Raw genomic sequence first — 24,964 nt, 5'->3', positions numbered from 1 at the left:
CGGACTTCAATTATTATCTATGCGAGAATTGAATATAATTTTTTTGTCAACGTTGTTTAATCTACCGTAGAAAATAAAATTTTATCGATATAATTGGTCGTGCGCCGGGAGATAATAATATATAGCTGCTGAAATACCCAAACTCAATGAAAATTCTTCTAACCAACGACGATGGACTTTACTCTCCCGGGCTAAAAGCGAGTTACCGGGCGTTGAGTAAATTCGGGGAAGTCTATGCTGTAACTCCTGCTGTTCAGAAAAGTGGAGTTGGCAGGAGCATCTCCATAATGGAACCCATAAGGGTGAGCGAGGTGAGAATTGATGGCATTAAGATTTATGCCGTTGACGGCACACCAACAGACGCTGTCATAATCGGCATTCATGAAATCATTGGAGATGTTCCGGATCTAACCGTCTCTGGTATAAATCTTGGAGAAAATCTTTCGACCGAGGCTGTCACAACTTCCGGGACTGTTGGGGCTGCTCTGGAGGCCGCCACTCAGGGAAGCAAGGCGATGGCAGTAAGTTTGGAGATGAGAGACGCCTTCAAATTCGAATCATTTTTCGCTCCTGTGGATTTCTCGAACGCCAGCATGGTGCTTGAGAAGCTTGCGAAGATGGTGCTGGAGAAGGGTTTGCCCGAGGGCGTGGATCTGCTGAACGTGAACGTGCCTGAAAGGTGGAACGGCAGATACAGGTTTACAAAGCTCGCAAGAAGGCTTTACCGGACAAGAATTGACGTCAGGTTTGACCCAAGGGGCAGGAAATACTTCTGGATTGATGGTGAGGAGGAGGAAGATGCGGAGGATGGAACGGACCTTAATGCAATCAGGAAGGGTTACGTTTCGATAACTCCCCTGACCCTTGACATGACCTCGAAAATTGATTTTGGCGAACTTGAGAGGTGGTTCGATGATTGAGAAGGTTAACTGCGCTAAAAAGGCGATTGAGTTTGTTGAGGACGGGATGGTGATCGGCCTGGGCAGTGGAACGACAGTCAGGGTTTTTGTGGAGATGCTGGCTGAAAAGGTGGGGGAAGGGCTGGATGTTGTTGTGGTACCGTCGTCAATTGACTCCCACGTGCTTGCCGTGGAACACGGAATAAGGACTGCGAGCCTGCTCGAATACCCTGAGCCGGACATCTGCATAGATGGGGCAGATCAGGTTGACAGGGATTTCAACCTTATAAAAGGCGGTGGTGGAGCATTGACAAGAGAAAAGATTGTGGCTTCAGCATCAAGGAAGTTCTACGTGATTGTTGACGAGTCCAAGATGGCTGAAAGGTTGAACATGCCGGTACCGGTCGAGATTCTGGAATTTGCCTACGGGTTTGTTAAGCGGAAGATCGGTGAAATGGGATGTTTGCTCAAACTTAGAGAGGGTAAAGGCAAGCTCAGACCCGTAATATCTGACAACGGCAATATAATCGCTGATGTTGATGCCGGAGTAATCGAGAATCCGGGAGAGCTCGAGAGGTTACTGAGAATTCCGGGAATTGTTGAGAACGGGATATTTTTGGCTGAAATGGTGGATGGAGTGATCGTCGGGAGGAGCAATGGTGCAGAAGTGCTAAAGAGGTAGTTTTCCGGCTTTTCTGTTTTTTAACAATTTTTGAGAGTTCCTTAGGAGTTTTTTACAGTGCTGAATTGCAGTTGGAAATGCATAGATGTCCCAGAATAACTCTATAATTTATGGAGTATTATCCAAGAATAATTGAGTTGGAAATGGGGAAGTGGCTGGAGTTCTGAAAATGAAAAAGTAAATTAAACCCCTCAAATCTTTCCACAACCATGAAACTTGTGACATGTGGTCTGCCTTACGCTAACGGAAAAGCCCACATAGGTCATCTGAGGACTTATATTCCTGCTGATGTGTATGTGAGGTATCAGAGGCTTAAAGGGGAGGATGTTGTCTTTGTTTGCGGGAGCGACAGTCATGGCACTCCGATTGTTGTCAATGCTGAACAGCAGGGATTGAGTCCGGGAGAGCTTGTCGATGTTTATCACGAACACTTTCAGAAAATCTTCGAGGCTCTTGATGTGGAGTTCGATTATTATGGGAGGACTGACAGCGATTACCACCACGAGAGAACGAGAGAGATTGTGAGAACGCTCCTGGATAACGGTTATATCTATCCCAGAGAAATTGAGCTGGCATACTGCCCGAAATGCGACAGATTTCTGCCTGACAGGTATGTGGAGGGAGTGTGTCCCTACTGCGGGGCTGTTGCAAGGGGAGATGAGTGCGACCAGGGATGCGGCAGACACCTTGAGCCTGGAGAAATCCTCCAGCCGAAATGCAAGATTTGCGGCACACCGGCGATTTTCAAAAAGCAGAAGCACTATTATTTCAGGCTCACAGCCTTCTCAGACTTTCTGAAGGATTTCATTGTGAATCTCAGAGGTACAGAAAACGCCCTGAACTATGCGAGAGAGTGGATCAACAAGGAACTGAAGGACTGGTGCATAACGAGGAACCTGGAATGGGGTGTGAGATTTCCGGGCGACGAGAATCTGGTTGTTTACGTGTGGGTTGATGCCCCGATAGGCTACATAAGCTTCACTGAAAAGGCATGCGAGAAACTCGGAAAGGACTGGAAGGAGATCTGGCTTGACGGGAAAGCTGAAATAGTGCATTTCATCGGGCTGGACATCGTTTACCACCACTGCATATTCTGGCCTGCGATGCTGAAAGGTGCTGGCTACGCTCTGCCCAGTGCAGTCATCGCCAGCGGGATGGTCAAGGTTGAGGGTAAGAAGTTCTCTAAGAGCAGAGGGTATGTGGTCTGGGTTGAGGAGGATTACCTCGCCTCAGGCCTGAGTCCCGATTATCTGAGGTACTATATCGTTAATTACACCTCTCATCAGAAAGACCTGAATTTCTCCTGGCATGTTTTCAGGGACAAGGTGAACAACGAGCTGATCGCAACTCTCGGCAACTTCATCTACAGGGTTCTCCACTTTGCCTGGAAGAACTTCGGCGAAGTGAGGATGAACGAGCTGGATGGGGACGTTCTGGAGCAGATAAGGCTCGCTACGGAGAAAATACGGAAAGCCATTGATGAGTGGGAGTTCAAAGAGGCAAGCGACGCTTTTATGGAGCTTGCAGGGTTTGGCAACGTTTACTTCCAGACTTCAAAGCCCTGGGAACTTGTTAAAGAGAATAAAGATGAGGCCGAGAGAGTCATTGCCTCCTCACTCGCAATAGTGAGGGCTCTGGCAGTTCTTGCATATCCTGTCCTGCCGAGAGCAATGGGCAAGGTCGCTGAAAGCATCGGGCTGGATCTCAATAATGTCAGGATTGACTCGGTTCTCGAGATTCCTGAGGTGATAAAGGTGAATAAACCCAGAGCACCGTTTACCAAAATTGATGACAGGATGATCGAGGAGCTTGAACACAGGATGCTCGAAAGGATCAGCGGTAAAGGCGGTGAAGAAAAGAAAGAGCCAGATGTAGAGAGAGTGGGCATTGAAGAGTTTGCAAAACTGGACATAAGGGTGGGCAGAATCCTGAAGGCCGAGAGAATCAAGGGCAGCAAAAAGCTGATGAGGCTCGAGGTCGATATAGGCAGCGAGGTCAGGCAGATTGTTGCGGGAATCGCTGAAAGCTACAGTGAGGACGAGCTGAAGGACAGGCCTGTGGTGGTGCTTGTCAACATAAAGCCAGCAAAGCTCATGGGTGTCGAGAGCAACGGCATGGTCCTTGCAGCAGACGTGAACGGAAAAGCCGTGCTGCTTGAGCCGGAAAAGCCAGTGAAACCGGGGGCGAAGGTGAAATGAGGCTGAAGGCAAGCATCGACGACTTCAGAAAATGGCTCGAGGAGAGGGGTTACAGGCAGAGGCTGGGAGACGGTGGTCTGAATGCATATCTCGAGTCCGGGTTTCCGGCACTCTTTTTCAGCAACTCCCAGCTTCTCTATGCCTTCATATACTCAAATCTCGGCTTCGAGTCAGAGAGGGTGAATGAAAGAATAAGGTTTGAGCTGGCCAGGAGAATAAATGCCATATTTCTCGAGAAGGACTACATGGAAATAGAGTTCAGCGAACCAGCTTCATGAGCGGGTAGTTTTTTTCTTCATCCCATTCCAGTACCGCCTCAACCTCCACTTCGCTGATTCTGACTTTTACCCTCGCCCTCAGCATTTCGGGGCTCAGCGAGCAGTAACCGAAACCCGAAAGTTCAGCTTCAAGCTTTTCCCTGTCTATGCTGACCTCCGCCTCAGCGACGTAGGGCTGAAGCTTCATGCAGCTTTCCATAGCTCTTGCAAGAATTTCAGCGTTGTCGTGGCTAACCGGAGCGCCAATGAACTGATGGAAAAGGGCACCAAGCTTTATTCCCGCCTCGAATGCAGCAATCTCTTTCATGCAGGAAAATGTTATCTTCTCCTTTTCACATTTTCGCTGTATGAGAAATGTCAGGGTGGCGATATCAATTGCGGGAAGTGATTCGATTGGGGGGGCGGGAATTCAGGCTGATCTGAAAACCTTTTCCGCTTTTGGTGTGTATGGAACGACTGCGATAACTGCAGTAACTGCTCAGAACACTTTTGGAGTTAGCAACTCGCTTGTACTTCCAGGAAAGCTTGTTTACGATCAGATTCGGGCTGTGGCTGAGGATTCAGGCATCGATGCCGGAAAAACAGGGATGCTGGGAAATGTGGAGGTTATCCAGAGCGTGACCGGGGCTGTGAAGGAATACGGGTTCCCGCTTGTCCTGGATCCGGTGATGATTGCAAAGAGCGGGGCGAGTTTGCTCGAGAAGGGTGCGATAGAGGCGCTGAAGAGAAAGCTCATTCCCGAAAGCATGTGCGTGACTCCCAATCTCGATGAGGTGAGAGTTCTTGCTGAAAGAGAGGTCAGGAATGTGGAGGAGATGATGGATGCTGCAGAATTCATCAGCGGTGAATTTGGGTGTGAGGCTGTGCTGGTCAAGGGAGGGCATCTGAATTCTCCCGTGGCAAAAGACGTTCTCTATTACAGAGGAAAAATTTACGAGTTCGAGAGCCAGAGGGTTGAAGGCTGCTATCACGGCACCGGATGTTCGCTCTCGGCTGGCATTGCAGCGGGCTTGGCTCTTGGCCTAGGTCTGGTTAAGGCGGTTGAGAGAGCAAAGGAGATGCTTGATTTCGGCATAAGATACTCTGCAAAAGCGGGAAGGGGATGCGATTCAGTCAATCCCGTGGCGATTATGGAGAGGAAATCACTGGCCTTCGAGATGCTCGGTGAGATGAGGCAGGCTGTTGAAAGGCTCTCAAGGATTGAAAACGCCACCAAAATCGTCCCCGAGGTCGGGATGAACATTGCGTATGCGATGCCCTTCAGGTATCTCAAAAGCGTGGATGATGTTCTCTCTCTGGATGGAAGAATTGTCAGGGGCAAGAACAGGCTTGCAATTCCGGCAGGCTTTGAGTTCGGAGCTTCAAGGCATCTTTCGAGAGCTTTGATTGCCTACATGCAGCATTTTCCCGAATACAGGGCTGTGATAAATGTGAGATATGATGAAAGGCTGATGGAGAGACTCAGGAACGCAGGCCTAAAGCTGGCCAGCTATGATCGGAGAGATGAGCCAGAGGATGTAAAGCGGAGAGAAGGTGCGACCATTCCATGGGGAATACAAACCGCAATCGAGAAATCAGGCAGAAGGCCCGATGTGATATACCATCTCGGAGATTTCGGAAAAGAACCGATGATTCTGATTTTTGCAAAAAGCCCCGTAGAGCTTGTTGAGATGCTTGAGGCAATTCTGGAGGGGTATTAAGCCGTATTAATGTTTAATACTCTTTGTTATCCAAAAATTTATCCTCTCATTGCTTGCAAGATCTTTCCGCAAATGATGGGGATACGCAAGGGGAGGCGGTGGGTAAATCATTTAAACCTATTTCTATATAAAAGATAATAAGATGTATCTAACCCAGAAGAACCACATCAGATGCGACAGGAGAACCTACAAAATTCTCAGAATACTCACCCGACTCTCCAAAAACCTCTACAACTTCACTCTTTACACGGTGAGACAGTACTACTTCAACAATGGAAAATACCTTCCGTACGAGCAAGCTTACCACTTGGTCAAGCACAATGAGAACTATCAGCTACTCCCATCGCAAGTGGCACAGCAGACAATGAAAGTCGTCGACAGAAATATGCGTTCATTCTTTCATGTTCTCAACGAGAGGAAAAAGGGAAATTTCAATCGTCCAGTATCGATGCCGGGATACTTACCCAAGGATGGATATTTTGTCTGCATTTTTCAGAAGGATATGTTCAAGGTTATTGGAAACAAGATTAGACTCTCCCTTGGCAGAAACTTTGCTAAGGAGTTTGGCATTCGGTATTTGGAGTTTAAGCTTCCCTCAACTGTTGTTGGTAAAAAGATTAAGGAAGTGAGAATACTTCCTCGTTACAAAGCCTTGTGGTTTGAGATTGAGTATGTGTATGATGTAGAACCTGAGAGGGTGGATTTGGACTACGGTCAGTATTTAGCGATTGACCTTGGATTGGGTAACTTCGCCACCTGTATCTCCACCGGCGGGACCCCCTTCATCATTGAAGGGAGGGGTTTGAAATCTTTCAACCGCTGGTGGAACAGGGAGAATGCTAAGTTGCAGTCTATTTACGACAAGCAGGGAATTAAAATGGGAAGGAAGATTGCGTGGTTGCTGAGGAAAAGAAAGAATGTGATAAACAACTTCATGAATCAGGCTGTAAGCCACATCGTCAAATACTGTCTAAGCAACAGAATCGGGAATGTAGTGATAGGAGAGCTTAAGGACATTAAGCAGAACATTAATCTCGGCAGAATAAACAATCAAAACTTTCAATACATCCCTTATGGATTGTTCAAGCAGAAGCTTAAGACAAAGTGCGAGTATTACGGGATAAACTATATCGAGGTAAATGAAGCCTACACATCACAAACCTGTTCAGTCTGCGGAGACATAAACAGAAACAACAGAAAGCATAGAGGATTATACGTTTGCGGAGAATGTGGTAGCGTCTTGAATGCTGACGTTAACGGTGCTCTAAACATACTAAAAAAAGTAGCTCCCGAATCCGTAAGGATAGGGAGTAGTGGCGGCGTGAACCCGCCAGTGAGGATAAGGGTTGCCAGTTTTGGCAACCAAACTCCTCACGAAGCCCTGTCCGTTAGGGCGAGGCAGTTCACTGTAACAAATCGTAAAGGTTAATAATTACGCTCTGCGAAACTCACGTGGAGGTAAGGAATATGGTGCAGGAAGTTAAGATTATCGATCTGTCTCTGAGAGACGGACACCAGTCGCTTGCGGCAACAAGGATGAGAACAAGAGATATGATCCCGATTCTCGAGCTTGTTGATGAAGCGGGCTTTTACAGCATAGAGATGTGGGGAGGAGCCACGTTTGATGTGATGCATCGATTTCTGAACGAGAATCCCTGGGAGAGGATCAGGACGGTCAGGAAATACGTTAAGGACACACACTGTCAGATGCTTCTGAGAGGGCAGAATCTCGTTGGTTACAGACATTATTCTGACGATGTTGTTGATAAATTCGTTCAGAAGGCGGTTGAGAATGGAATTTCGTTCTTCAGGATATTCGATGCCCTGAACGATGTCAGAAACCTTGAAACCTCAATAAAAGCCGCCAGAAAGTACGGGGCGGAGCACATCCAGGGATCGATCTGCTACGTGATTTCACCTGTCCACACTCTCGAAAAATATGTTGAGACTGCCAAAGAGCTTGCTGAGCTTGAGGTTGATTCAATAGTGATAAAGGACATGGCTGGAATGCTCTCTCCGAAAGCGATTTACGATCTCGTGAAGGCTTTGAAGAAGGAGGTTGGCCTGCCTGTTAACGTGCACTCACATTACACGAGCGGGATGGGGACGATGACCATGCTGAAGGCTGCTGAGGCTGGAGCGGACATGATCGACACAGCCATGTCTCCATGGGCCTGCGGGACATCACATCCCCCTACGGAATCTCTTGTTTACGCCCTCGAGGAGCTTGGTTTCAAAACGGGAGTCAACATGGACGTTCTCATGGAGATGAGAAAACACCTGCTCGAGCTGAGGGAAAAGTATGCAGGATATATAAAGATGCTTTCAACGGTTCCGGACACGAGGGTGCTGAAATATCAGATTCCGGGAGGGATGTTTTCGAACATGCTCTCCCAGCTCGAGGAGCAGAATGCTCTCGACAGGCTTGAGGAGGTTCTTGAGGAGGTGCCGAGGGTTCAGGCCGACCTCGGCTATCCGCCCCTTGTAACCCCAACGAGCCAGATAGTTGGTGTGCAGGCAGTGCTGAATGTTCTGTTCGGCAGGTACAAGATGGTTACCAAGGAAACCAAGGACCTCGTAAGGGGAATGTACGGAAGGACACCCGCACCGATAAGTGAGGAGATAATCAAACTGATACTCGGGGATGAGAAACCCATCACCTCAAGGCCGGCCGATTTACTTGAACCCGAGTTTGAAAAGAGGAGGCAGGAGCTGATCGAGGCCGGGGTGGAGAATCCGAGCGACGAGGATGTGCTGATCTACACACTTTTCCCTGTAACGGGACTGAAGTTCCTGAAAGGGGAGGTCAGCGAGGAGGCATTCCCGGCTCCGGCAGGCGAGGTTAGGGGTGAGTACGAGGTCGAGATTGAGGGAAGGAAGTACAGGGTGAAAATCGGAGAGTAATACCCTTTTCCCATATTTTTGAATTCCTGCTGGTTACTTCATGCGTTTTCTGTGTTAAATTTTAACCGGAAAAATTTATTTAATGCCCTGCTGTTTGAAGGCAGGGAGGTAAATGCAATGAGGTCAGCGTTGATTGTCATGTTATTGCTGGCAGTACTGATTACTGTAACCCCGGTACTGGCTGCTGAGACAATAACCAAGGACAATTTTGCCGAACCGGTAATAGAGCCGAAGCTGAAAGATTATTATTTTCCCGGCGATGCAATCTCTTTCAATTTAACAATCGAACCGAAAACCAGTGATGATGCGGAGCTGATTGATGGCAGGATTTACGAGTTTAACACCTCTCTTGAAAATTCTCTGATTAGGGTGATGGTCGAGTACAAGGACGGTGGGGCGATAACTCAGCAGGGAGGGAGTTATGTCAAAGCGGATGTGGGTGACTGGGATTTCGGGCTGGACAGAATAAAGGTTGAGGTCTCCGGTACTGTTCCGGAGGTGAATTCGAGAATTCAGAACGTGGTTGTGCTTGGTATTGACATCCAGGATGCTGAGAGTAATGCCGTTCCACCGGTTGTGATAAAGGTCGTTAACAAGGGGCTTTTTAATTCCTACATCCAGCAGCTTGAAAACAGGTATTCGGAGCTTGAGGGCAAGGCGTCAAGTCTCGAGGACAGAGGTGCGAAGGTGGGAGAAATAAAATCAAAACTGAACTCCGCAAAGGCCAAGCTGGACGAGGGTAAGGATTATTTCAGCAATGGAAAGTACGGTGATGCGAATACAACTCTCGGAGAGGCGGAAAACCTCCTAAATGAAGCCCAGAATATGCTTAGAAAAGTTGAAGTGGAGCTTTTGAGAGATGTGGTGTCTCAGAAGCTCGATATCATGCTTGAGAAAATGACTGGACTTGAGATAAGGATTCAGCAGTTGAAATCCAGGGGAGAGCAAACCCTTGATTACGAGATAAAGCTGGAGGAATTCAAGAGGAGCTATTCTGACCTGAAGGCCAGGCTCTCACAGGCTGATGATTATCTCAGCAACAACCTTTACGATGACGCTGAAACAACCCTCGAGAAGGTAAAGACCGACGTAGACATGGAGATTGATGCAATCAACTCTCTGATTTCTCAGCTTCCCGTAGAGGAGACGCCCACCTCAACCCCAGCTGCAACGCCCACACCTCAGCCAGAAGGCCCATCGATTTCGGAGCAGATTGGTGAGTGGTTTTCAGGTATCTCTGGATGGCTCAGCGAGAACAGCGGGAGAATTCTGATGTATGGAGGGGGTGCAGTAGTCCTAATCGCTGCTGGCTTTGCCGGTTATAAAGGCTTTAAAAAGTACATGAAAAAAAGAAAGTGGGACGAGCTGAAATAGTTTCGTTCCAGTTTTTTCACTTTTTCCACAGCTATTATGGTGGAGCTGGTCTGATCCCGGCAATTTCGCTCCCGGCTTCCACGTTTTTCTGCAGAGGCCTTTTTCCATGAAGAGCCGGTTGTTCTGCAATCCAAAACGATTGTGAGAGTTTTTCAGTTCTTTCGGTTTTGCGTGTTTACAGGTATCCTATCGATTGATGTTTTAACAAAAACTAAATTTCGAAATTTTTTTATTTATTAGCATTTCCTGAGCGTGCATGAAGAAGATTTTGTTACCTGCACTGCTGGTATTGTTGCTCGGAGTAACGGCCGCATCCATCTATTACTTCACCGTGGAGGGGAATATTGAAGTCCAGGAGAGTCAGATAGAGCTGTCGCAGCAGTCCTTTTCGGCGGAGATATGTGGTGGAGCCAGATACGTGAAAAATCTTAAGATAAAGAATTACGGCGATGAGAAGAGCATTTACTTTGATTTCGTTGTAGAAGGTCCCGACCCGAAAGCGGTGGATGTCAGTGTTCACGACATCTATGGAAATGCAATCACCTCTTCCAACAGGCTTGTGATTCCAGCGGGGAGTGAGAACAGTCCAGCAGAGGTGGAGATCAACATTCACATAAGTATGGACGATGATGCTCAGCCTGGTAAATACACGGTTTATGTTGTTGCCAAGGAAACGTGACCTGTCATGTCATTTTCTCCCGGTCTTTAATTTTTAATGGACTATAATGTAATATATATCTTCTCTCTGTCCCAAGCACACGGAACATTGCACATGGTTCCGGGACACTGTGGATGGATGTTGTGTGCGGCGGTGATTGTGCAACTTCCAATCCATCATCACAACCCGGCCACCAATCCATGGCCATAACTGATTACAAGTTTTAACCCTTTTCCTGTAAAAAAATAGCAAAAGGTTTAAATATGGAAATGGTGTAATAAAAAAAGGTGGCGGCGGAGCGGTGATGTCGAGCTTAGCTTCGCCGCCAGTCGATAGCAGACTATATATACCTGAAAGGAAAAGCAGGTTTGTAAAAAGGAGGTAGAGAAAGTATGAGTAAGGTATGGAAAATAGGAATAGCGGTATTAGCGGTTCTACTGATGGCAATGGCTACAGCGAGTGCAGTTTCCGTTGATGCAACAAACAAGGATGTTCTCTATGGAGACCCAGTGGAACTCAACATCGTCATCAATCAGACAGGCATTTATACCTTGACTGTTAAAAACCTCGGAACAGGTACATCAGAGACGCTCGAGGTTTTCAGCACGACTGGGACCTATGTGAGGTCTTATGATACTGATGCGAAAGGCTGGTATCCTGGAAAGTATCTCTTCAGGCTTACAAACGAAACTGATGTTGAAGTGGCGAATGTTACCGTCAACGTTACAATGGGCGAACCATACGTTGTTGTAACGCTTGGCAGCACGGAGGTTGCCGACGGTGATGCACTCACATTCGATCTGGCAACGTACTACCATTATGACGTCTCGGACATAACTGCATGGGTTACCGGTCCATTTACGAATGGCACCAATGGTATCTACTTCAATGATACCACTTACAGTGACAGTATTATCTACTTCAACCTCAGCAACAACGCCTATGCAAGCGAGCCGAATAACTATGCTGTCAAGTTCAGTGATATTGCCATTAACACGTCTGTGTTCCCCAACAAGACGCTTGATGCATCTTACACCCTGCATGTTAGGGTAAATGCATCTGATGGTTCTACCAAGACTGTGAACTATGTGTTCAGAATCGCCTCGCTGACCCTTGAGGTCACACCTGAGGCGAGTGAGGTTGCAAGAGGTGCAAGCATTGATGTTACAATCAAAACAAATGCTGCAGACACCGGCACTGCTGCAGACATTAACGGAGATAACAAGATTAGCTACACATTCTCGGGTACAAATTCAACTTCAGGAACTGTTGATGTTTCAGATGGTGGTGCCACGATAACTCTTAGCCCAGGCCTTGCATGGGTAACTGGTACCTACACATTGAGTGTGACTGTGAACACCACTGGCACAATCAATAAGACGGTTGAAGTAAGCATTGATGTTGTCGATCCAAGCCTGACAATCACGCCTGACAAGACAACTGCGCCAAGAGGAGATTCTGTCTCCATTGATGGGTCGACCAACCTCCCAGAAGGTGTTGAGGTAAGACTCAACACAAGCGGACTGACATCAGACCAGACCGCTTATGTTGACGCCGAAGGTAAGTTCAGCTTCTCCTTCGACATTCCAACGACTGCTGATCTGAGAACGTACACAATCACGGTAACTGCAGTTGGCTACGACGTTTCAAGCAGCTTCTCCCTGAAAGTCGTAAGACAGGGTGTTTCAGTCTCAGTAAGCTCTGCTACTGTCCTCATTGGTGACTCGCTTGACGTTAACATCACCAAGACTGCAAATGCTAAGGTGTTCATCTATGCTTCAAAGGACGGCGTTTTCAAGGGTGTTAAGAAGATCCCGAGCCTTACAACAAAGTTCACAGATACTGCCACTCTGAACACAACCGATGACTCGGTAACTCTTGATGTTGAGCCAAACGCTCAGCTCGGCACATACACTGTGTACTTCTTCGCACCTGCCAACACATCTGAGATCGATCCAGTGAAAGACCCACAGGATGTCCTGTATGTTACAATCATCGACATATCCTTCACTGACGTTCCAACTGAAGTTTCGCTTGTTAGGGGCGGCAGTACCACTGTCACCGTAAAGGCGAATGTTCCGGGTACTGACTTCGGCAACCTCAGTGTAACCTTCTCAGGCAACGGAGTGTCAACCGATCTTAGTGCCAATGGTTATGTTGATGAAGATGAAACAACTGGTGAGGCTGGAGTTTACGAAATAACTCTCTACGGTAAGATAAACAGCGCCACTCTTGAGATGGACTCAAATGGCGACAAGATGCTTGCTACCGGAACATACACACTGACTGTGTCGCTCCTTAGGGGAAGCACAGTAGTGGAGACGAGATCCATCGTTGTCAATGTCGTCAACCCAGAAATTGATGTCTCCATTCCTGGTGAAGTTCTCAAGGGCGATGAGATTGTTGTGACAATCTCTACAAACAGAGCAGAGGACTATGATGGAATCTGGGTGTTCCTCGAAACTCCGAACCAGGTCTACTCTCAGAATCCAATCGTGGATGAGAACGGAACTGCTGTGGCAATCTTCCAGACATACGGGCTTGACTTTGGAACCTACACTGTCTACGTGAGAGATACGATGACTACCGGAAACAACTCTGCAGATAACCTGCAGAAGTTCTACAGCCTTGATCCAACAGACTCAACTGCCAAGCAGATCGGCTTCGCAGATGACCTCCTCTTCGGACCATATGAAGTCAAGGTCGTGAAGGAGCTCACACCAACGCCAACCCCGACACCGGAAGAAACCCCGACACCAACCCCGACACCAACCGCAACGCCTACACCAACTGCAACACCAACACCAACCAAGACACCAACACCTGAGAAGACCCCAACACCTGTAGAGACACCGACCAAGGAAGAAACTCCGAAACCAACACCAACCGAAGAGAAGAAGCAGGGACCAGGCTTTGAGGCAGTCTTCGCCGTTGCAGGTCTGCTCGCAGTGGCATACCTGCTGAGGAGAAGACAGTAAACCCAATCTTTCAATTTTTTCTTTTATTTTGAGACCTGAATTATCAAACAGGTTTTGTTCTGCGGTACGTTCATTCTCAATGCGCTTTTAGGTCTGTATTGTGTGGGCATAACTCTTTCAAGGGTTTTATGTATGTAAGTGGCTATTTGCCTCTAAATGTGAAATTTCGCTGATGTGGATTTTTTGACCCTCTCCGGAACGGGTTCTTCTTCGAGACTATCCATAATGGTCTTTTTTGTGGATTATCAGTTCATCGTCTTTTATCTCAATCAGAACTATGTCCCCCTGCTGAATGTGAATCACATCCAAGCCTTCTCTGTGATATGTATCACGCATGTGCTGATCTCTGAAAAGTTCGGTAAAACGATTTTTGTGAATTCAGTTCACCAAACCTTAAAATACTGCAAAGCAGATTCTTTGACTGATGAGTGAGGAAAGGCTTGTTATCAGGAGATCAGGATTTCCATCAAAAGGGGAAATTGTTATTGGCACGGTTACGAGAGTAATGGATTTTGGAGCGTTCGTGAGTCTCGATGAGTATGAGGGCAGGGAGGGACTTGTGCATATCAGCGAGGTGGCTCCGGGCTGGATCAAGGATATAAGAGACCATGTCAAAAAAGGGCAGAAGGTGGTGTGCAAGGTTCTCGATACCAATCCCAAGAGGGGTCACATAGATCTGAGCATAAAAGACGTCAATGAAAGACAGAGAAGGGAAAAGCTTCAGGAGTGGAAGAGCGAGCAGAGGGCTTTTAAATGGCTCGAAATTGCCGGGGAAAAGGTTGGTGTCGACAGAAAGGAGCTTGAGAAGATAGGGAAAAAGCTGCTGAGAAAATTTGACAGCATATATGCTGCTTTTGAAGAGGTGGCGTATGAGGGCTACGAGGTTATAGCCAAGATTGCAGGGGAGGAGCTTGCGAAAGAAATAGCCGAGCTTGCGAGAGAACATATTAAGCCCTCGACTGTCAGCGTTAGGGGCTACTTTGAGCTGAAATCCTTCGCACCTGACGGAATAGAAAGAATAAAAAAGGCTCTGTCTGTTGTGAAGAAATATCGCAGCGATGGTGCTGAGATAGAAGTTGAATATGTCGGTGCTCCGAAATACAGAATAGTTATCAGGACTGAGGACTACAAGGCAGCTGAAACCCTGCTCAAAAAGGTTATTGACGATGTCACAAAGGCAATGAAAAAACTCGGCGGTGAGGCAAACTTCGTAAGAGAGGCAATCTGATATGAAATCCCGGATTAGAAAATGCTGCGAATGCGGCAGGTACACTCTGAGTGAATCATGCCCTCTGTGCAGGGGCAGAACGTACATGCCGATTCCCCCGAGGTTCTCTCCTGAGGATCCGTACGGGAAATACAGAAGGATGCTCAGGAAACAGAGAGGTTTCTGGATCAGGAGGTGTATAAATGATTGATAGGGTTGATGTGAGATTTCTGAAAAAACCTGAAGAGGTCGGGCTGAGAAATCCGGTGATGATTGAGGGACTGCCCGGTATAGGACATGTTGGAAAGCTCGTTGCCGATCACCTTGTGAAGGTTCTCGAAGTGGAAAAGGTGGTTGAGATATATTCTCATCATTTTCCACCCCAGGTAATGGTCGATGAGAAGGGCGTCATCAAAATTCCGAACAATGAGGTTTATGCCTACAGGGGTGATGGAAACACACCCGATCTGCTCATTCTGGTTGGTGACTACCAGAGTATAAGCAATGAAGGGCACTTCGAGCTTGCAAATGCCTACATAATGATTGCGAAGGAATTCGGGGTGAGCAGGATTTACACCCTCGGTGGCTATGGAGTCGGAAAGCTGATAGATGAGCCTTACGTCATTGGAGCGGTGAACAGTGAATCGCTGATAGGCGAACTTTCAAATGTAGGGGTTAAATTTGAGAATGGAGAGCCCGCAGGCGGGATCATTGGTGCTGCAGGGCTTATAATTGGTCTGGCGATGCTTGAGAACATTCCCGCCGCATGCCTGATGGGAACGACTTCGGGCTACATGGTTGATCCAAAAAGCGCAAAGGTCGTTCTTGAAACGCTCATGAAGCTGCTTAACCTGAGTGTTAGTGTGGAGGATCTCGAAGAGAGAGCCAAGGAAATGGAAAAGCTGATAGCACAGATAAAGGAGATGCAGGAAGCCCAGACTGTACAGTTCAAGAGTGACGAGGATCTGAGGTATTTCAGATAAAATCACTTTTCCTGATTTTTTACCTTTTGAACACGCTTTCGATGAAGTCCCTTTCCTTTGCAAGCTCTTCAACCTTTTTTTCGAAGCTGAGCTGACCGTACGCAAGGTCATCCAGTTCAACGGTAATCATGCTGCTGTATCCCAGATCTGCAAGTTCCTGCAGGATGTTCCTGATGTTCTCATCGTGTCTCGATGCGGAATGCAGTCCGCCTGAATTCCCGCTGATGTGCACATTTCTGATTCTTTCCACTGACTCAAGGTATTTTTCAGCGTCTCCGTTTTTCATCGCGTGGTTTATGTCGAATGTCAGTCTGAAACCAAACCTTTCTGCACACTCGACGACATCCTCGTAGTTTCTGCAAAGATAGTTTATGCGAGGCTCGCTGTTTTCGAGAAAAAGTTCTACATCCTTTATTCTGGCGTATTTTGAAAGCACCCTGAAGTATTTTTCGTTTGCGATGATATCTTCAATCACCGGTTCCCTGCTGGCACTCCTTTTTCCCGCATGCACGGTCATCCCCACCCCGAGCTTTGACGCCACGTTTACTGCATGCAGGTTGCTTTTCAGTGTCGCCTCTGCAACCTCCTGATTGACGCTGCACGGGTTCAGGTCAAAAATTGCACAGTGGAGGGACGTTATTGAGTCTGAAATCGCCTCTATCTTTTTGAAATCTCTATCTATCCAGTAGTGTGGAGTCTCGATCCAGAACTCAATTCCGTCGTACCCTGCCTTTTTGCAGGCTTCTGCTAACCTTTCAAGGCTGTATTCATACAGAAACATGGAGGAAAACTGGATCAGCATGCTATCTCCCTGTAGATTTCTTTTCTCTCATAAAGCTTTCTGTAAACATCATGCTCACTCACTCCTGAGGCGAGAACGCTGACGAGCGGATCATCTTTCCTGTAAATCTGGTTCTTCTCAGGCACGTCTGCAAAGAATGGGTTTCCAGTGGGAGAATTCTTTATCTTAATCTCCCGCTCTGCAAACACCACGGCTCTCCCCGCAAACCTTCTGGGTCTGCAGCTTTCAAGCTTTCCCGCCTTTGCGTTCAGATGCATCCTGAACAGGTTTATGTCGTATGCCCACTCAATTGCATCGAGACTCCCCTGAAACCTCGGGTTTATCTCAAGGACGTATACTCTGTCTCCGATAATAAAATCAACTCCAATATTTCCTTCAAGCTCAAAATAGGTGGCAAGTTCCTCTGCAAGCCTTTTTGCCCTGTCTTCAAACTCGTGTTTGAACGGGGTTATGTTTCCACAGTATCTGAATTCCCCTGCACCGAAATTCACATCCCCGACGAGAATCCTGTTGAATGAGATGGCCAGTGCTTTCTTTCCTGTTGAGATCACCGACGCCGAGCAGGGTATCCCCTCTACATATCTCTGGAGGATATGGCCATCCTCTTCTCTGCTGGAGAGCCTTATTCCTTCACCTCCTCCCCCCGTTACGGGTTTCAGTATTCCTGACTCTCCGTCGTCAAGAATCTCAGGAAAGTCGAAACCTGCCCTCTCAAGCTCGCTGTAAAACTTTCTCTTGTTCACGATTTTTTTGAGCCTTCTGTCTCCGAGGACTTCGTAGCCTGAGTGCCAGACGATCTCTGCGTCCAGCTCTTCCGAAATGGTCAGGGCCTTATCTTTCACCCATTCCGGGGATTCATCGTCAATTCTGAAGATTTTTTTTGCATAGAGTTTCAGATCCGCATCCACATGTTTCGTAAGCGCAAATACTTCAAAACCAGCTTTTCTGGCAGATTCGGCTACGTTTCTTACATTGCTCCCAACTATCAGGAATTTTCTGTCTTCCATTCTTTTATTATCCTCCGTATAATGTCCTCTTCTTCTCTCCTGTAAATCTCTTTCATGCTTCCGTTTCCGAGAGCATCCAGTCCTCTGAAAACAACTGCCGGGACACCGTCGTCCCCCTCCCCCATCAGCATGTTGGCAAATGCTGCGATCTCGTCTGCGATGCACTCCACAGTAACTTCAAGCTCCCGTCCGTAGAGATCTTTTTTCCCCCTCCAGTCCTCAAGAGCCTTTACACCGGAGATGCCTACTGCCACGCCAACAACACCTTTCCTGAAACATCTGCCGTTGGTGTCGGTTATCACCACGCCAACATTCCTTCCGGTTATCCTTTCAATCTCGTTTTTCAGCCTCTCTGCTGACTCATCTGGATTCTCTGGCGGGAGGAGCAGGTAACCCTCCTCAACATTGGAATTGTCTATCCCTGCGTTGACGCAGATGTTTCCGAACCATGCATGTGTGAGTATGAAAGGGTGCTCAATGAGTATCTCCCTGCTTTCATCAATTACTGCCTGAACGAACCTCTCGTCTTTTTCGAGTTTCTCAGCCAGTTTTACTGCACGCTCGCCCGGAACGATGTCCTCAAGCCTGACAACTCTACCCTCTGCCTTTGAAATCACTGTGGAACATACCGCAAGGACATCTCCATCCTGAAATTCAAAAAGAGAGGAAAAAATCTCTGCCAGATTGTCCCCTTTTCTGATTCTTGGAACACCCTCTAACCTGAACACCCGGATCATAGTACCTTTCTCAGGAATGTGATTATCTCTGCGACCACTTCATCCTTGTCCGGAATTCTCTCTCCGGCCCCCTGGGCGAGGTCCTTTCTTCCACCTCCGCCACCCTTTGACAGTCTTCCGGCGATTTTCATCAGGTCTCTTGCGTCAACCCTGTCATCCCCGCTGAACGCCACTATCTTTGCCCCGTTGTAATCTGCGAAGAGGATTCCTACGTATCCCATTTTTGCAAGCTCTATTCCGGTTTTCGCAAGCTGTTCGGGCCTCTCGTTCAGGTTTTCAACGACAATCTTCACGTCCTCATAGCTTTCAGCGTTGAACGCAAGTTTTTCTGCAACAAGCTCAGCAACCTTCTCCTGCAGCTTCTCGATTTCCTTCTTCTGGTCTTTCCATTCGTCAAAGAATCTCTGCACCGTCTTTGGCAGTATCTCTGGCTGAACTCTGAGGATACTGCTTGATTCCCTGAGAAGACTCTCTTCTCTTGCTATGTGTTCCAGCGCAGCCTCTCCTGCAGCGAATTCAAATCTCAGAACTCCGTCCTGTATTGACTCAACTCTCAGTATTTTGAACACTCCAATCTCGCCTGTCTTCTCCACGTGGGTGCCTCCACAGGCCTGAACGTCATCTCCAACTCTCACAACTCTGATTTCTCTTCCGGGTGGAACTCCGCCCTGATAGAGTCTGAAGCCATAAGTCTGCTCTGCCTTGATTCTGTCCATGAACTCCCACGTTACGTCTCTGTTTGCCATGATCTCTCTGTTAACTTCCAGCTCAATCTCCCTGATCTCTCTGTCTGTCAGCTTCTTATAGTGGGTCACGTCCAACCTTGCCTTGCCGTATTCTTTCTTGGCTCCCGCCTGCCAGACGTGTTTTCCGAGCTTTTTCTGGAGTGCGTAGAGCAGGAGATGTGTTGCCGAGTGGTGTCTCATGTGCCTGAGTCGTCTCTCCCGATCGATCACCCCTCTTATCACTGCCCCTTCGGGGAGCTTTTCAGCCACCCTGTGTAAAACGACTCCGTTCTCTTCTACAACCTCTGTAACCTCGATTTTTGTGTTGTTGTATTCAATATATCCCGTGTCGCTGTCCTGCCCACCGCTCTCCGGGTAGAATGCCGTCCTGTCCAGTATCACGTATTCGCCTTCAACGCCAATAACCTTGGCATCAAATTCGAAAAGTCTGGAGCTGTAATACAGTTTTTCTGTCGGAGGATATTCCTTGCTTAGCAACTTCTTCTTTTCTTTCTTCTCACCTTTTGCGTGTCTTCCTGCAAGTTCAGCGTAAAAGTCCTGGGGAAGTTCAATTTCTATTCCTCTGCTCTTTGCTATCTCAACAACTGTTTCCGGCGGAATTCCGTGTGAATCGTAGAACTCTACGAGATCCCTCTTTTCGATGGTCTTCTTCTTTTCTATTGTCCTCTCCACAAGAGAGATTCCCTTGGATACTGTGTCTCTGTATCTCCTTTCTTCAAGTTCGAGGATTTCCTGAATTGTTTCCATGGGTACATCGAAGCTAAAGCCCTTCAGTATCTCCCTGTGGAGGCTTACAAGGTCGAACAGATTGAGCTTGAGACCGAGCTCATCAGCCATTCTGAGGCTCCTTCTGATTATCAGCCTTGCTATATATCCCGAACCTGCGTTTGAGGGGACAAGAGCATCTCCGAGCATGAACAGTATCGTCCTCGTGTGGTCTGCGAGGGCGTAGACCTTCTCAAGCGGGACCACAATCTTCTCGAGCTCATCCACTCCAATACCGAATTTTCCGGCTATGCTCTTTCTGAGTTCGAGCAGCTTTTCTCCACGAAGGGAGCCCATAACTCCCGCCAGTTTGGAGCTCTCTGCTATAATCTCTTTTACCTTTTCGTCCTCTCTTGAGAATGGTATATTGCTGTTCTCGAAAATCGAATCGACAACCTTCCCGAATATGGCGTCATAGACCGTGGGTGTTCCCTGGGATGCCCATACGAACCTCTCAAGACCGTAACCGGTGTCCACGATGTAATTTGCCATTTTCCTGTATTTCACGCCCTTTATTTCGATATCTCCTTCGGGATGCTCTTCAAGATTCATGAAAACCAGCGTGGCAAGCTCAAGCCCACCAACTATCGCCTCGAGACACGGTCCTGCGTTGCCACCACCTGCCCATGGCTCCTCCTTGTAAACTATGTCTTCTTTCCTGACTCCAAGCTCGCCAAGCAGCTCCGTACAGTATTTTACGGTTTCATTCTTCCAGTATATCTCCTGACCGGGATAGTTGAATGCATGGTGGGCCATCATCTCAAAAAGTGTGAGGTGCCTTCCGGTTCTCCCCACTGAATCGAGGTCATCTGTTCTGATGCACGGCTGGGATATTGTGAGCGGGTTGGCAGGAGGTGGAGCGACGCCTGAGGTTACAAATGGCTGAAAATCCGCTATGCTCGCTATCGTGAGGTATATGTCGTCCCTCCATCTTGCCACAACCGGATATCTCTCTATTCTTGTGTGGCTTCTTTTTTCGAAGAAGGAAAGATAGTATTCTCGCATTTCGTCGAGGGAGAACCTCTTCTTGAAAACCGGACTGTCGATGAACGTGTAGGTCCCGCATGGTGGGTCTCCACAAACTTCTCTGCTCTCGTCAGCAGTCCAGAAGTACTTTCCGCATTTTGGACACTTCTTTCTGACAAAACCGTTCTCTGCCAGGTATGTGATATCCAGATATTCTTTATCGAGACTCATCAGGAAAATAGGGTTGGGAGAAGGATATAATCTTTACTGTTCGAGCTTTTTTCTCAGCTCAAGGTATTTTTCGAGAGTCATGCTGTCCGAATATACGGTCAGTGTAACCTCAAATTCTCCTGCAACCACATTCCTGGTTGCATAGGCCCTTATTCCGCTGCTGGAACTCATTGCACTTCCGAGCGTGTAGCCCTTCCTCACGAGCTCTTCAATTTTTTCGAGGGGTGCATCGTAAACGTAAATGTTGACGGCTTTCTTTGAGGCAAATATCTCTCTGACTTCATCAAGAAACTCTTTCAGGGTAGCATCAGGGTTCATGTCCATACTCGGTTTGAAACTATTTTAAGCTAACCCTATCTCCTCCTCGTACAGGTAGCAGCTTGGATCGTCTCCCCACAGGTCCCCAAACCTCATGGCTCTCAGTCTGAAACCTCCACATACGCTCTTGAATCTGCAGCTTCCACATTTCCTTCCTCTGATGTATTCCGTCTTCTTCCTTAGCTTTATGAGCAGCTCATCTTCGGGGTTAAGCCAGATATCGCTGAACTTCCTTTCTCTTATGTTTCCCACCGTATGGTCGAACCAGAACTGGTTTGGATGCACGTTTCCGAACATATCAACATCAGCTATCCTGAATCCCGAGCTATCCCCTCCCCTGTATCTCAGGAATCTGAGTGCGTCTTCGGCAAGACTATCATCCATTTCCTTCAGTTTCAGGTAGAAGAACACTCCGTCTGCCGGATTATCTGTTGTTAGAAGCTCCGTTTTTTCCTTGGAATCCCTCAGCTCTATTGCTTTCTCGAATAACCACTCCATGAGGTTTCTTCTCTCTTTGAAATCGATGTCTATCTCAAAGTCTGCCCTTCCAGAAGGAACGAGGTGATACAGGCAGAATCTCGGAATTTCATGTTCTACCAGTAGGTCTATTACTTCCGGAACCTCCCTGAGGTTCAGCCTGGTAACGGTAAACCTTATTCCTGTGAGGAGCCCTGCCTCCTTTGCGTTCAGAATTCCGTTCAGAGCCCTGTCAAATGCGCCCCGCAATCCTCTGAATCTGTCGTTTGTGCCTGGAAGACCGTCTATGCTTATACCGACATAATCAACCTTCAGTTCGGCCAGCCTTCCGGCAACGTCATCGTTTATGAGCGTTCCGTTTGTTGACAGGGATACGTAAAGGCCCTTTGATTTGGCATGTTCTATCAATTCGAAGATATCCTCCCTCATCAGCGGCTCTCCACCGCTGAGAAGCAGAACCGGGACCTTCATCTCTGCCAGATCATCGATGAATTCTTTTGCCTCCTCGGTTGTAAGCTCTCCTTCTTTCTTCGCTCCAGCATCGGCGTAGCAGTGAACGCACTTAAGGTTGCATCTCGCCGTGACGTTCCAGACAGTAACCGGAATGGGCTTCCTGCTGGCCTCAACGAGTTTTTTCGGAATCTTTTCTCTGCCACCATACGTGAGCCTTTCCGAGACAGTGATTTCTCCACCAACCATCTTGCTCAGACCGATCATTCTTTCAACCTCTCGGCAATGAATATGGTGATATCTTTTATATTTAATCCTCCCCCGCTGTTTTTCAGGTTTCTGTAGCAGTACGGGCAGGAGGTTATGATAACCTCTGCTTCAGTTTTTTTGAGCTGGGCAACTCTCATATCTCTGACGGCTCTGGAAATGTCCCTGTACGAGAGCTTAACGCCCCCACCGCCTCCACAGCAGAACGAACTCAAACCGTGCTGTTCTGCCTCCACCAGCGTCCCCATCCTTCTCAGCACGACCCTCGGCTCTTCAACCACCTTCATGTGCCTGGCCAGATGGCAGGAATCGTGGAAAGCAATCCTGATGTTCTCCCTTCTCAGACCAAGTTTGGCGGCATTCTCTGCAAGAAATTCCACCATGTGCTGAACTTCTGCACCAATTTCACCGAATTTTCGATAATCCTTTGCAATTGTTCTGTAGCAACCCGGACACGATACAATAATCCTTTTTGCCCCTGTTTTTTCAACGATTTCTCGCAATCTCTCAAAGTTTCTTCTCGCAAATTTTTCACTTCCTCCCGTTCTCAGTGTTGTGGACCCGCAGCAGTATTTGAACTCTATCGCAAATCTCACACCAAGTTTTTTCAGAATTTTCACGCTGCTTTCGAAAATTTCACGCTCTCTCAGAAGGGATGTGCATCCCGGATAGTACAGGATATCGACCTGCCCGGAAGGGTCGTAGGTTTCGACGTCAATTCCATAAGGATTTCCTGATCTGTCCATTTTTCCGAAAAACTCTGACAGTCTCTCAGGCACAGCACCGATTTCAACGAATCTCTTTCTTGCTGTTTCAAGCAGGTTTGTAACCTCCACTCCTGAGGGGCAGACAACCTCGCACATCGCGCATGTCAGGCAGCTGAACGTCGATTTTATCAGCTCGGAGTCGTTTTCAGCGTGAAACGAAAGGATGATTCTCCCCCTCGGACTCAAATGCTCCCACTTTGTTGCGAGGTATGTGGGGCAGTCAACAATACACCTTCCACATTTTGCACATCTTAAGGCCCAGATGTTTACGGATTCAGTATGTTCCCGGTGTCGAGGCACCTTTTCAACCTCCTGTAAAGCTCATCTCCTCTCACATCCCACCTCCTGCCAGTCCCATGCTCTCCAATTGTTGCCTCAAATTTCTCTGCAATGCTGTACAGTTCTTCCGCAAACATCAGCGAATGCCTGAAGTCATCCGAGACTATTGCGGGATGGATGTTTGCTGTATCGAGGTGGCCGTAGATGTATATCTCAGCGTTGTATTTCTCTTCAAGAGAATACACGGCATTGATGAATCCGGCGAGCTTGGAAAATGGAACAGCGAAATCTTCTGCGGCGTATATTCTCGTCCCCTTTTTTGCTATCTCGACACCGAGGGTCTCTCTCATTTCCCAGAATTTCCGTTCTTCTCCACCCTCAAGCTTTTCGTATCTTATGCCCAGTTTGTCCATCTCTGATTCGGACGTGAAGAACTCAACAGCTATAAGTTCTCCGGTTCCCAGGTCCAGCAATTCAACACATCGGCGGTCAATGAACTCCACGGCGTCAGGCAACAGCTTTAAAATCTTTTTCAGAATGACGGGTAATTCTGAGAGTTCAGACACTCTCACAAGTGCGGTGTGTCTGGATTCCGGGAGTGGGAGGGTTTTGAGATATATTCCTGTTATTATCCCCAGTCTCCCCTCACTCCCTGCAAATATACCTGCAGCGCATTCCGGATTCCGGTGGGTTCTGGAGCCAGTGCTGATGATATCACCGTCTGGCAGCACAGCCTCAATTCCCGTAACAAAATTTTTTATTGAACCATATTTCAGTCCCCTCTTTCCTCCACCGTTATTGGCCACAAAACCCCCGATGGTTGCGATTCTCACGCTTCCCGGCTCTGGGGGAATGAATAGCCCATGTTTCTCAAGCTCGTTTTTCAGATCGTGGATGATCACTCCAGCCTGAACGTATGCAATCATGTCTTCCTCGTGAACTTCAATTCTGTCCATTTTCTTCATATCCACCACAATCGAGTTCGAGGGAACCGCGCCACCCGAAGTACCAGTTCCGCTGCCTCTCGGTGTTACCCGTATTGTGTGACGAGCTGCCAGTTTCAAAAGTTCTGAAACCTCAAACTGGTTTTCTGGCCTTACAACCGCCAGAGCATTGCCTGTAAAAGGACTTGCGTCGGTAGAATACGCTTTGAGAGCTGCAGTGCCGAACAGGACATCATCCTGACCAAATATGTTGATCAGCTTCTCTTCAAGCTTGGTCTCTGGCACAATAGAAACTGTATGCGGAATTATAAATATTTCACTGAATGAAAAATTATATCGATTGATAG

General features: G+C 47.6%; 22 protein-coding genes. 13 read left to right on the top strand and 9 right to left on the bottom strand.

The features are described 5' to 3' along the window. Positions 1-146 precede the first annotated feature (146 nt). The 4 genes from surE (at position 147) to GACE_RS07615 (ending at position 4,057) form a co-directional block, all read left to right on the top strand. On the top strand, positions 147-920 hold the full coding sequence (gene surE, locus GACE_RS07630; protein ID WP_048092450.1) for a 5'/3'-nucleotidase SurE: 774 nt from the start codon (positions 147-149) through the stop codon (positions 918-920). Further along, positions 913-1,581, top strand: coding sequence for a ribose-5-phosphate isomerase RpiA (rpiA, locus tag GACE_RS07625; protein ID WP_048092449.1), 669 nt, complete (start codon positions 913-915; stop codon positions 1,579-1,581). Before surE ends, rpiA begins: the two co-directional genes overlap by 8 nt. A 209-nt stretch (positions 1,582-1,790) precedes the next feature. Then, positions 1,791-3,779, top strand: coding sequence for a methionine--tRNA ligase (metG, locus tag GACE_RS07620; RefSeq protein WP_048092448.1), 1,989 nt, complete (start codon positions 1,791-1,793; stop codon positions 3,777-3,779). Then, positions 3,776-4,057 carry a hypothetical protein gene (locus GACE_RS07615; protein ID WP_048092447.1) on the top strand — a complete coding sequence of 94 codons (282 nt, stop codon included), beginning with the start codon at positions 3,776-3,778 and terminating at the stop codon, positions 4,055-4,057. The genes metG and GACE_RS07615 overlap by 4 nt, the downstream gene beginning before the upstream one ends. On the opposite strand, the gene GACE_RS07610 is transcribed toward GACE_RS07615, so the two are convergent. Continuing rightward, entirely contained in the window at positions 4,038-4,364 is a 327-nt protein-coding gene (locus GACE_RS07610) for a dihydroneopterin aldolase family protein (protein WP_048092445.1), read from the bottom strand. The genes GACE_RS07615 and GACE_RS07610 overlap by 20 nt on opposite strands. Before the next feature lie 40 nt (positions 4,365-4,404). On the opposite strand from GACE_RS07610, the gene GACE_RS07605 reads away from it, so the two are divergent. The 9 genes from GACE_RS07605 to GACE_RS07565 all read left to right on the top strand — a co-directional run bounded on the left by GACE_RS07605 (position 4,405) and on the right by GACE_RS07565 (position 15,861). Continuing rightward, positions 4,405-5,757, top strand: a complete 1,353-nt coding sequence (locus GACE_RS07605; RefSeq protein WP_048092443.1) for a bifunctional hydroxymethylpyrimidine kinase/phosphomethylpyrimidine kinase — start codon at positions 4,405-4,407, stop codon at positions 5,755-5,757. A 142-nt stretch (positions 5,758-5,899) separates the two neighbouring features. Continuing rightward, a complete protein-coding gene (locus GACE_RS07600; RefSeq protein WP_048092442.1) occupies positions 5,900-7,186 on the top strand; it encodes an RNA-guided endonuclease InsQ/TnpB family protein in 1,287 nt (428 codons plus the stop codon). A gap of 38 nt (positions 7,187-7,224) precedes the next feature. Then, a complete protein-coding gene (locus tag GACE_RS07595) occupies positions 7,225-8,661 on the top strand; it encodes a pyruvate carboxylase subunit B (RefSeq protein ID WP_048092440.1) in 1,437 nt (478 codons plus the stop codon). Between the two features lie 117 nt (positions 8,662-8,778). Next, positions 8,779-10,035: a hypothetical protein gene (locus GACE_RS07590; RefSeq protein ID WP_148305950.1), complete on the top strand. Its 1,257-nt coding sequence runs from the start codon at positions 8,779-8,781 to the stop codon at positions 10,033-10,035. 256 nt (positions 10,036-10,291) lie between these two features. Then, positions 10,292-10,714, top strand: a complete 423-nt coding sequence (locus GACE_RS07585; protein WP_048092437.1) for a hypothetical protein — start codon at positions 10,292-10,294, stop codon at positions 10,712-10,714. 371 nt (positions 10,715-11,085) lie between these two features. After that, positions 11,086-13,671 (top strand): PGF-CTERM sorting domain-containing protein, encoded by a 2,586-nt coding sequence (locus GACE_RS11815; protein ID WP_048092436.1) that lies wholly within the window; start codon positions 11,086-11,088, stop codon positions 13,669-13,671. A 424-nt stretch (positions 13,672-14,095) separates the two neighbouring features. Beyond that, the gene (locus GACE_RS07575) at positions 14,096-14,899 is read left to right on the top strand and encodes a translation initiation factor IF-2 subunit alpha (RefSeq protein ID WP_048092434.1); all 804 of its coding nucleotides are present in this window, start codon (positions 14,096-14,098) and stop codon (positions 14,897-14,899) included. Between the two features lies 1 nt (position 14,900). Then, positions 14,901-15,089 carry an RNA-protein complex protein Nop10 gene (locus tag GACE_RS07570; protein WP_048092432.1) on the top strand — a complete coding sequence of 63 codons (189 nt, stop codon included), beginning with the start codon at positions 14,901-14,903 and terminating at the stop codon, positions 15,087-15,089. Then, positions 15,082-15,861 carry a proteasome assembly chaperone family protein gene (locus GACE_RS07565; RefSeq protein ID WP_048092430.1) on the top strand — a complete coding sequence of 260 codons (780 nt, stop codon included), beginning with the start codon at positions 15,082-15,084 and terminating at the stop codon, positions 15,859-15,861. The genes GACE_RS07570 and GACE_RS07565 overlap by 8 nt, the downstream gene beginning before the upstream one ends. Positions 15,862-15,880: 19 nt before the next feature. Here GACE_RS07565 and GACE_RS07560 read toward each other — a convergent pair whose 3' ends face one another. From GACE_RS07560 to GACE_RS07525, 8 genes are read right to left on the bottom strand one after another with little or no spacing between them, the layout of a single operon-like run. Beyond that, positions 15,881-16,663, bottom strand: coding sequence for a sugar phosphate isomerase/epimerase family protein (locus GACE_RS07560; protein ID WP_048092429.1), 783 nt, complete (start codon positions 16,661-16,663; stop codon positions 15,881-15,883). Continuing rightward, complete coding sequence (locus GACE_RS07555) at positions 16,657-17,670, bottom strand: ATP-grasp domain-containing protein (RefSeq protein ID WP_048092428.1); 1,014 nt, start codon at positions 17,668-17,670, stop codon at positions 16,657-16,659. Before GACE_RS07555 ends, GACE_RS07560 begins: the two co-directional genes overlap by 7 nt. Beyond that, positions 17,649-18,407, bottom strand: a complete 759-nt coding sequence (cofE, locus tag GACE_RS07550; protein WP_048092427.1) for a coenzyme F420-0:L-glutamate ligase — start codon at positions 18,405-18,407, stop codon at positions 17,649-17,651. Before cofE ends, GACE_RS07555 begins: the two co-directional genes overlap by 22 nt. Next, the gene (alaS, locus tag GACE_RS07545) at positions 18,404-21,115 is read right to left on the bottom strand and encodes an alanine--tRNA ligase (RefSeq protein ID WP_048092426.1); all 2,712 of its coding nucleotides are present in this window, start codon (positions 21,113-21,115) and stop codon (positions 18,404-18,406) included. The genes cofE and alaS overlap by 4 nt, the downstream gene beginning before the upstream one ends. A 33-nt stretch (positions 21,116-21,148) precedes the next feature. Then, positions 21,149-21,433: a hypothetical protein gene (locus GACE_RS07540; protein WP_148305949.1), complete on the bottom strand. Its 285-nt coding sequence runs from the start codon at positions 21,431-21,433 to the stop codon at positions 21,149-21,151. A gap of 24 nt (positions 21,434-21,457) precedes the next feature. Beyond that, entirely contained in the window at positions 21,458-22,627 is a 1,170-nt protein-coding gene (locus tag GACE_RS07535; protein WP_048092422.1) for a radical SAM protein, read from the bottom strand. Then, positions 22,624-23,694: a heterodisulfide reductase-related iron-sulfur binding cluster gene (locus tag GACE_RS07530; RefSeq protein WP_084063695.1), complete on the bottom strand. Its 1,071-nt coding sequence runs from the start codon at positions 23,692-23,694 to the stop codon at positions 22,624-22,626. The genes GACE_RS07535 and GACE_RS07530 overlap by 4 nt, the downstream gene beginning before the upstream one ends. Next, on the bottom strand, positions 23,661-24,902 hold the full coding sequence (locus tag GACE_RS07525; RefSeq protein ID WP_048092419.1) for an FAD-binding oxidoreductase: 1,242 nt from the start codon (positions 24,900-24,902) through the stop codon (positions 23,661-23,663). The genes GACE_RS07530 and GACE_RS07525 overlap by 34 nt, the downstream gene beginning before the upstream one ends. Positions 24,903-24,964 lie beyond the last annotated feature (62 nt).

This window comes from Geoglobus acetivorans, from assembly GCF_000789255.1.
GTDB classification, from domain to species: Archaea; Halobacteriota; Archaeoglobi; order Archaeoglobales; family Archaeoglobaceae; genus Geoglobus; species Geoglobus acetivorans_B.
The sequence above is the reverse complement of the archived record's forward strand: the minus strand, read 5'-3'. Positions and strand labels throughout refer to the sequence as shown.

Bases quoted from the DNA above. Each gene is read 5' to 3' on its own strand.
- GACE_RS07590 (WP_148305950.1), top strand. From the start codon at position 8,779: ATGAGGTCAGCGTTGATTGTCATGTTATTGCTGGCAGTACTGATTACT.
- GACE_RS07575 (WP_048092434.1), top strand. From the start codon at position 14,096: ATGAGTGAGGAAAGGCTTGTTATCAGGAGATCAGGATTTCCATCAAAA.
- GACE_RS07555 (WP_048092428.1), bottom strand. From the start codon at position 17,670: ATGGAAGACAGAAAATTCCTGATAGTTGGGAGCAATGTAAGAAACGTA.
- GACE_RS07600 (WP_048092442.1), top strand. From the start codon at position 5,900: ATGTATCTAACCCAGAAGAACCACATCAGATGCGACAGGAGAACCTAC.
- GACE_RS07610 (WP_048092445.1), bottom strand. From the start codon at position 4,364: ATGAAAGAGATTGCTGCATTCGAGGCGGGAATAAAGCTTGGTGCCCTT.
- GACE_RS11815 (WP_048092436.1), top strand. From the start codon at position 11,086: ATGAGTAAGGTATGGAAAATAGGAATAGCGGTATTAGCGGTTCTACTG.
- GACE_RS07570 (WP_048092432.1), top strand. From the start codon at position 14,901: ATGAAATCCCGGATTAGAAAATGCTGCGAATGCGGCAGGTACACTCTG.
- GACE_RS07595 (WP_048092440.1), top strand. From the start codon at position 7,225: ATGGTGCAGGAAGTTAAGATTATCGATCTGTCTCTGAGAGACGGACAC.
- GACE_RS07540 (WP_148305949.1), bottom strand. From the start codon at position 21,433: ATGAACCCTGATGCTACCCTGAAAGAGTTTCTTGATGAAGTCAGAGAG.
- surE (WP_048092450.1), top strand. From the start codon at position 147: ATGAAAATTCTTCTAACCAACGACGATGGACTTTACTCTCCCGGGCTA.
- rpiA (WP_048092449.1), top strand. From the start codon at position 913: ATGATTGAGAAGGTTAACTGCGCTAAAAAGGCGATTGAGTTTGTTGAG.
- GACE_RS07615 (WP_048092447.1), top strand. From the start codon at position 3,776: ATGAGGCTGAAGGCAAGCATCGACGACTTCAGAAAATGGCTCGAGGAG.
- GACE_RS07605 (WP_048092443.1), top strand. From the start codon at position 4,405: ATGAGAAATGTCAGGGTGGCGATATCAATTGCGGGAAGTGATTCGATT.
- cofE (WP_048092427.1), bottom strand. From the start codon at position 18,407: ATGATCCGGGTGTTCAGGTTAGAGGGTGTTCCAAGAATCAGAAAAGGG.
- alaS (WP_048092426.1), bottom strand. From the start codon at position 21,115: ATGAGTCTCGATAAAGAATATCTGGATATCACATACCTGGCAGAGAAC.
- GACE_RS07560 (WP_048092429.1), bottom strand. From the start codon at position 16,663: ATGCTGATCCAGTTTTCCTCCATGTTTCTGTATGAATACAGCCTTGAA.
- GACE_RS07585 (WP_048092437.1), top strand. From the start codon at position 10,292: ATGAAGAAGATTTTGTTACCTGCACTGCTGGTATTGTTGCTCGGAGTA.
- metG (WP_048092448.1), top strand. From the start codon at position 1,791: ATGAAACTTGTGACATGTGGTCTGCCTTACGCTAACGGAAAAGCCCAC.
- GACE_RS07535 (WP_048092422.1), bottom strand. From the start codon at position 22,627: ATGATCGGTCTGAGCAAGATGGTTGGTGGAGAAATCACTGTCTCGGAA.
- GACE_RS07565 (WP_048092430.1), top strand. From the start codon at position 15,082: ATGATTGATAGGGTTGATGTGAGATTTCTGAAAAAACCTGAAGAGGTC.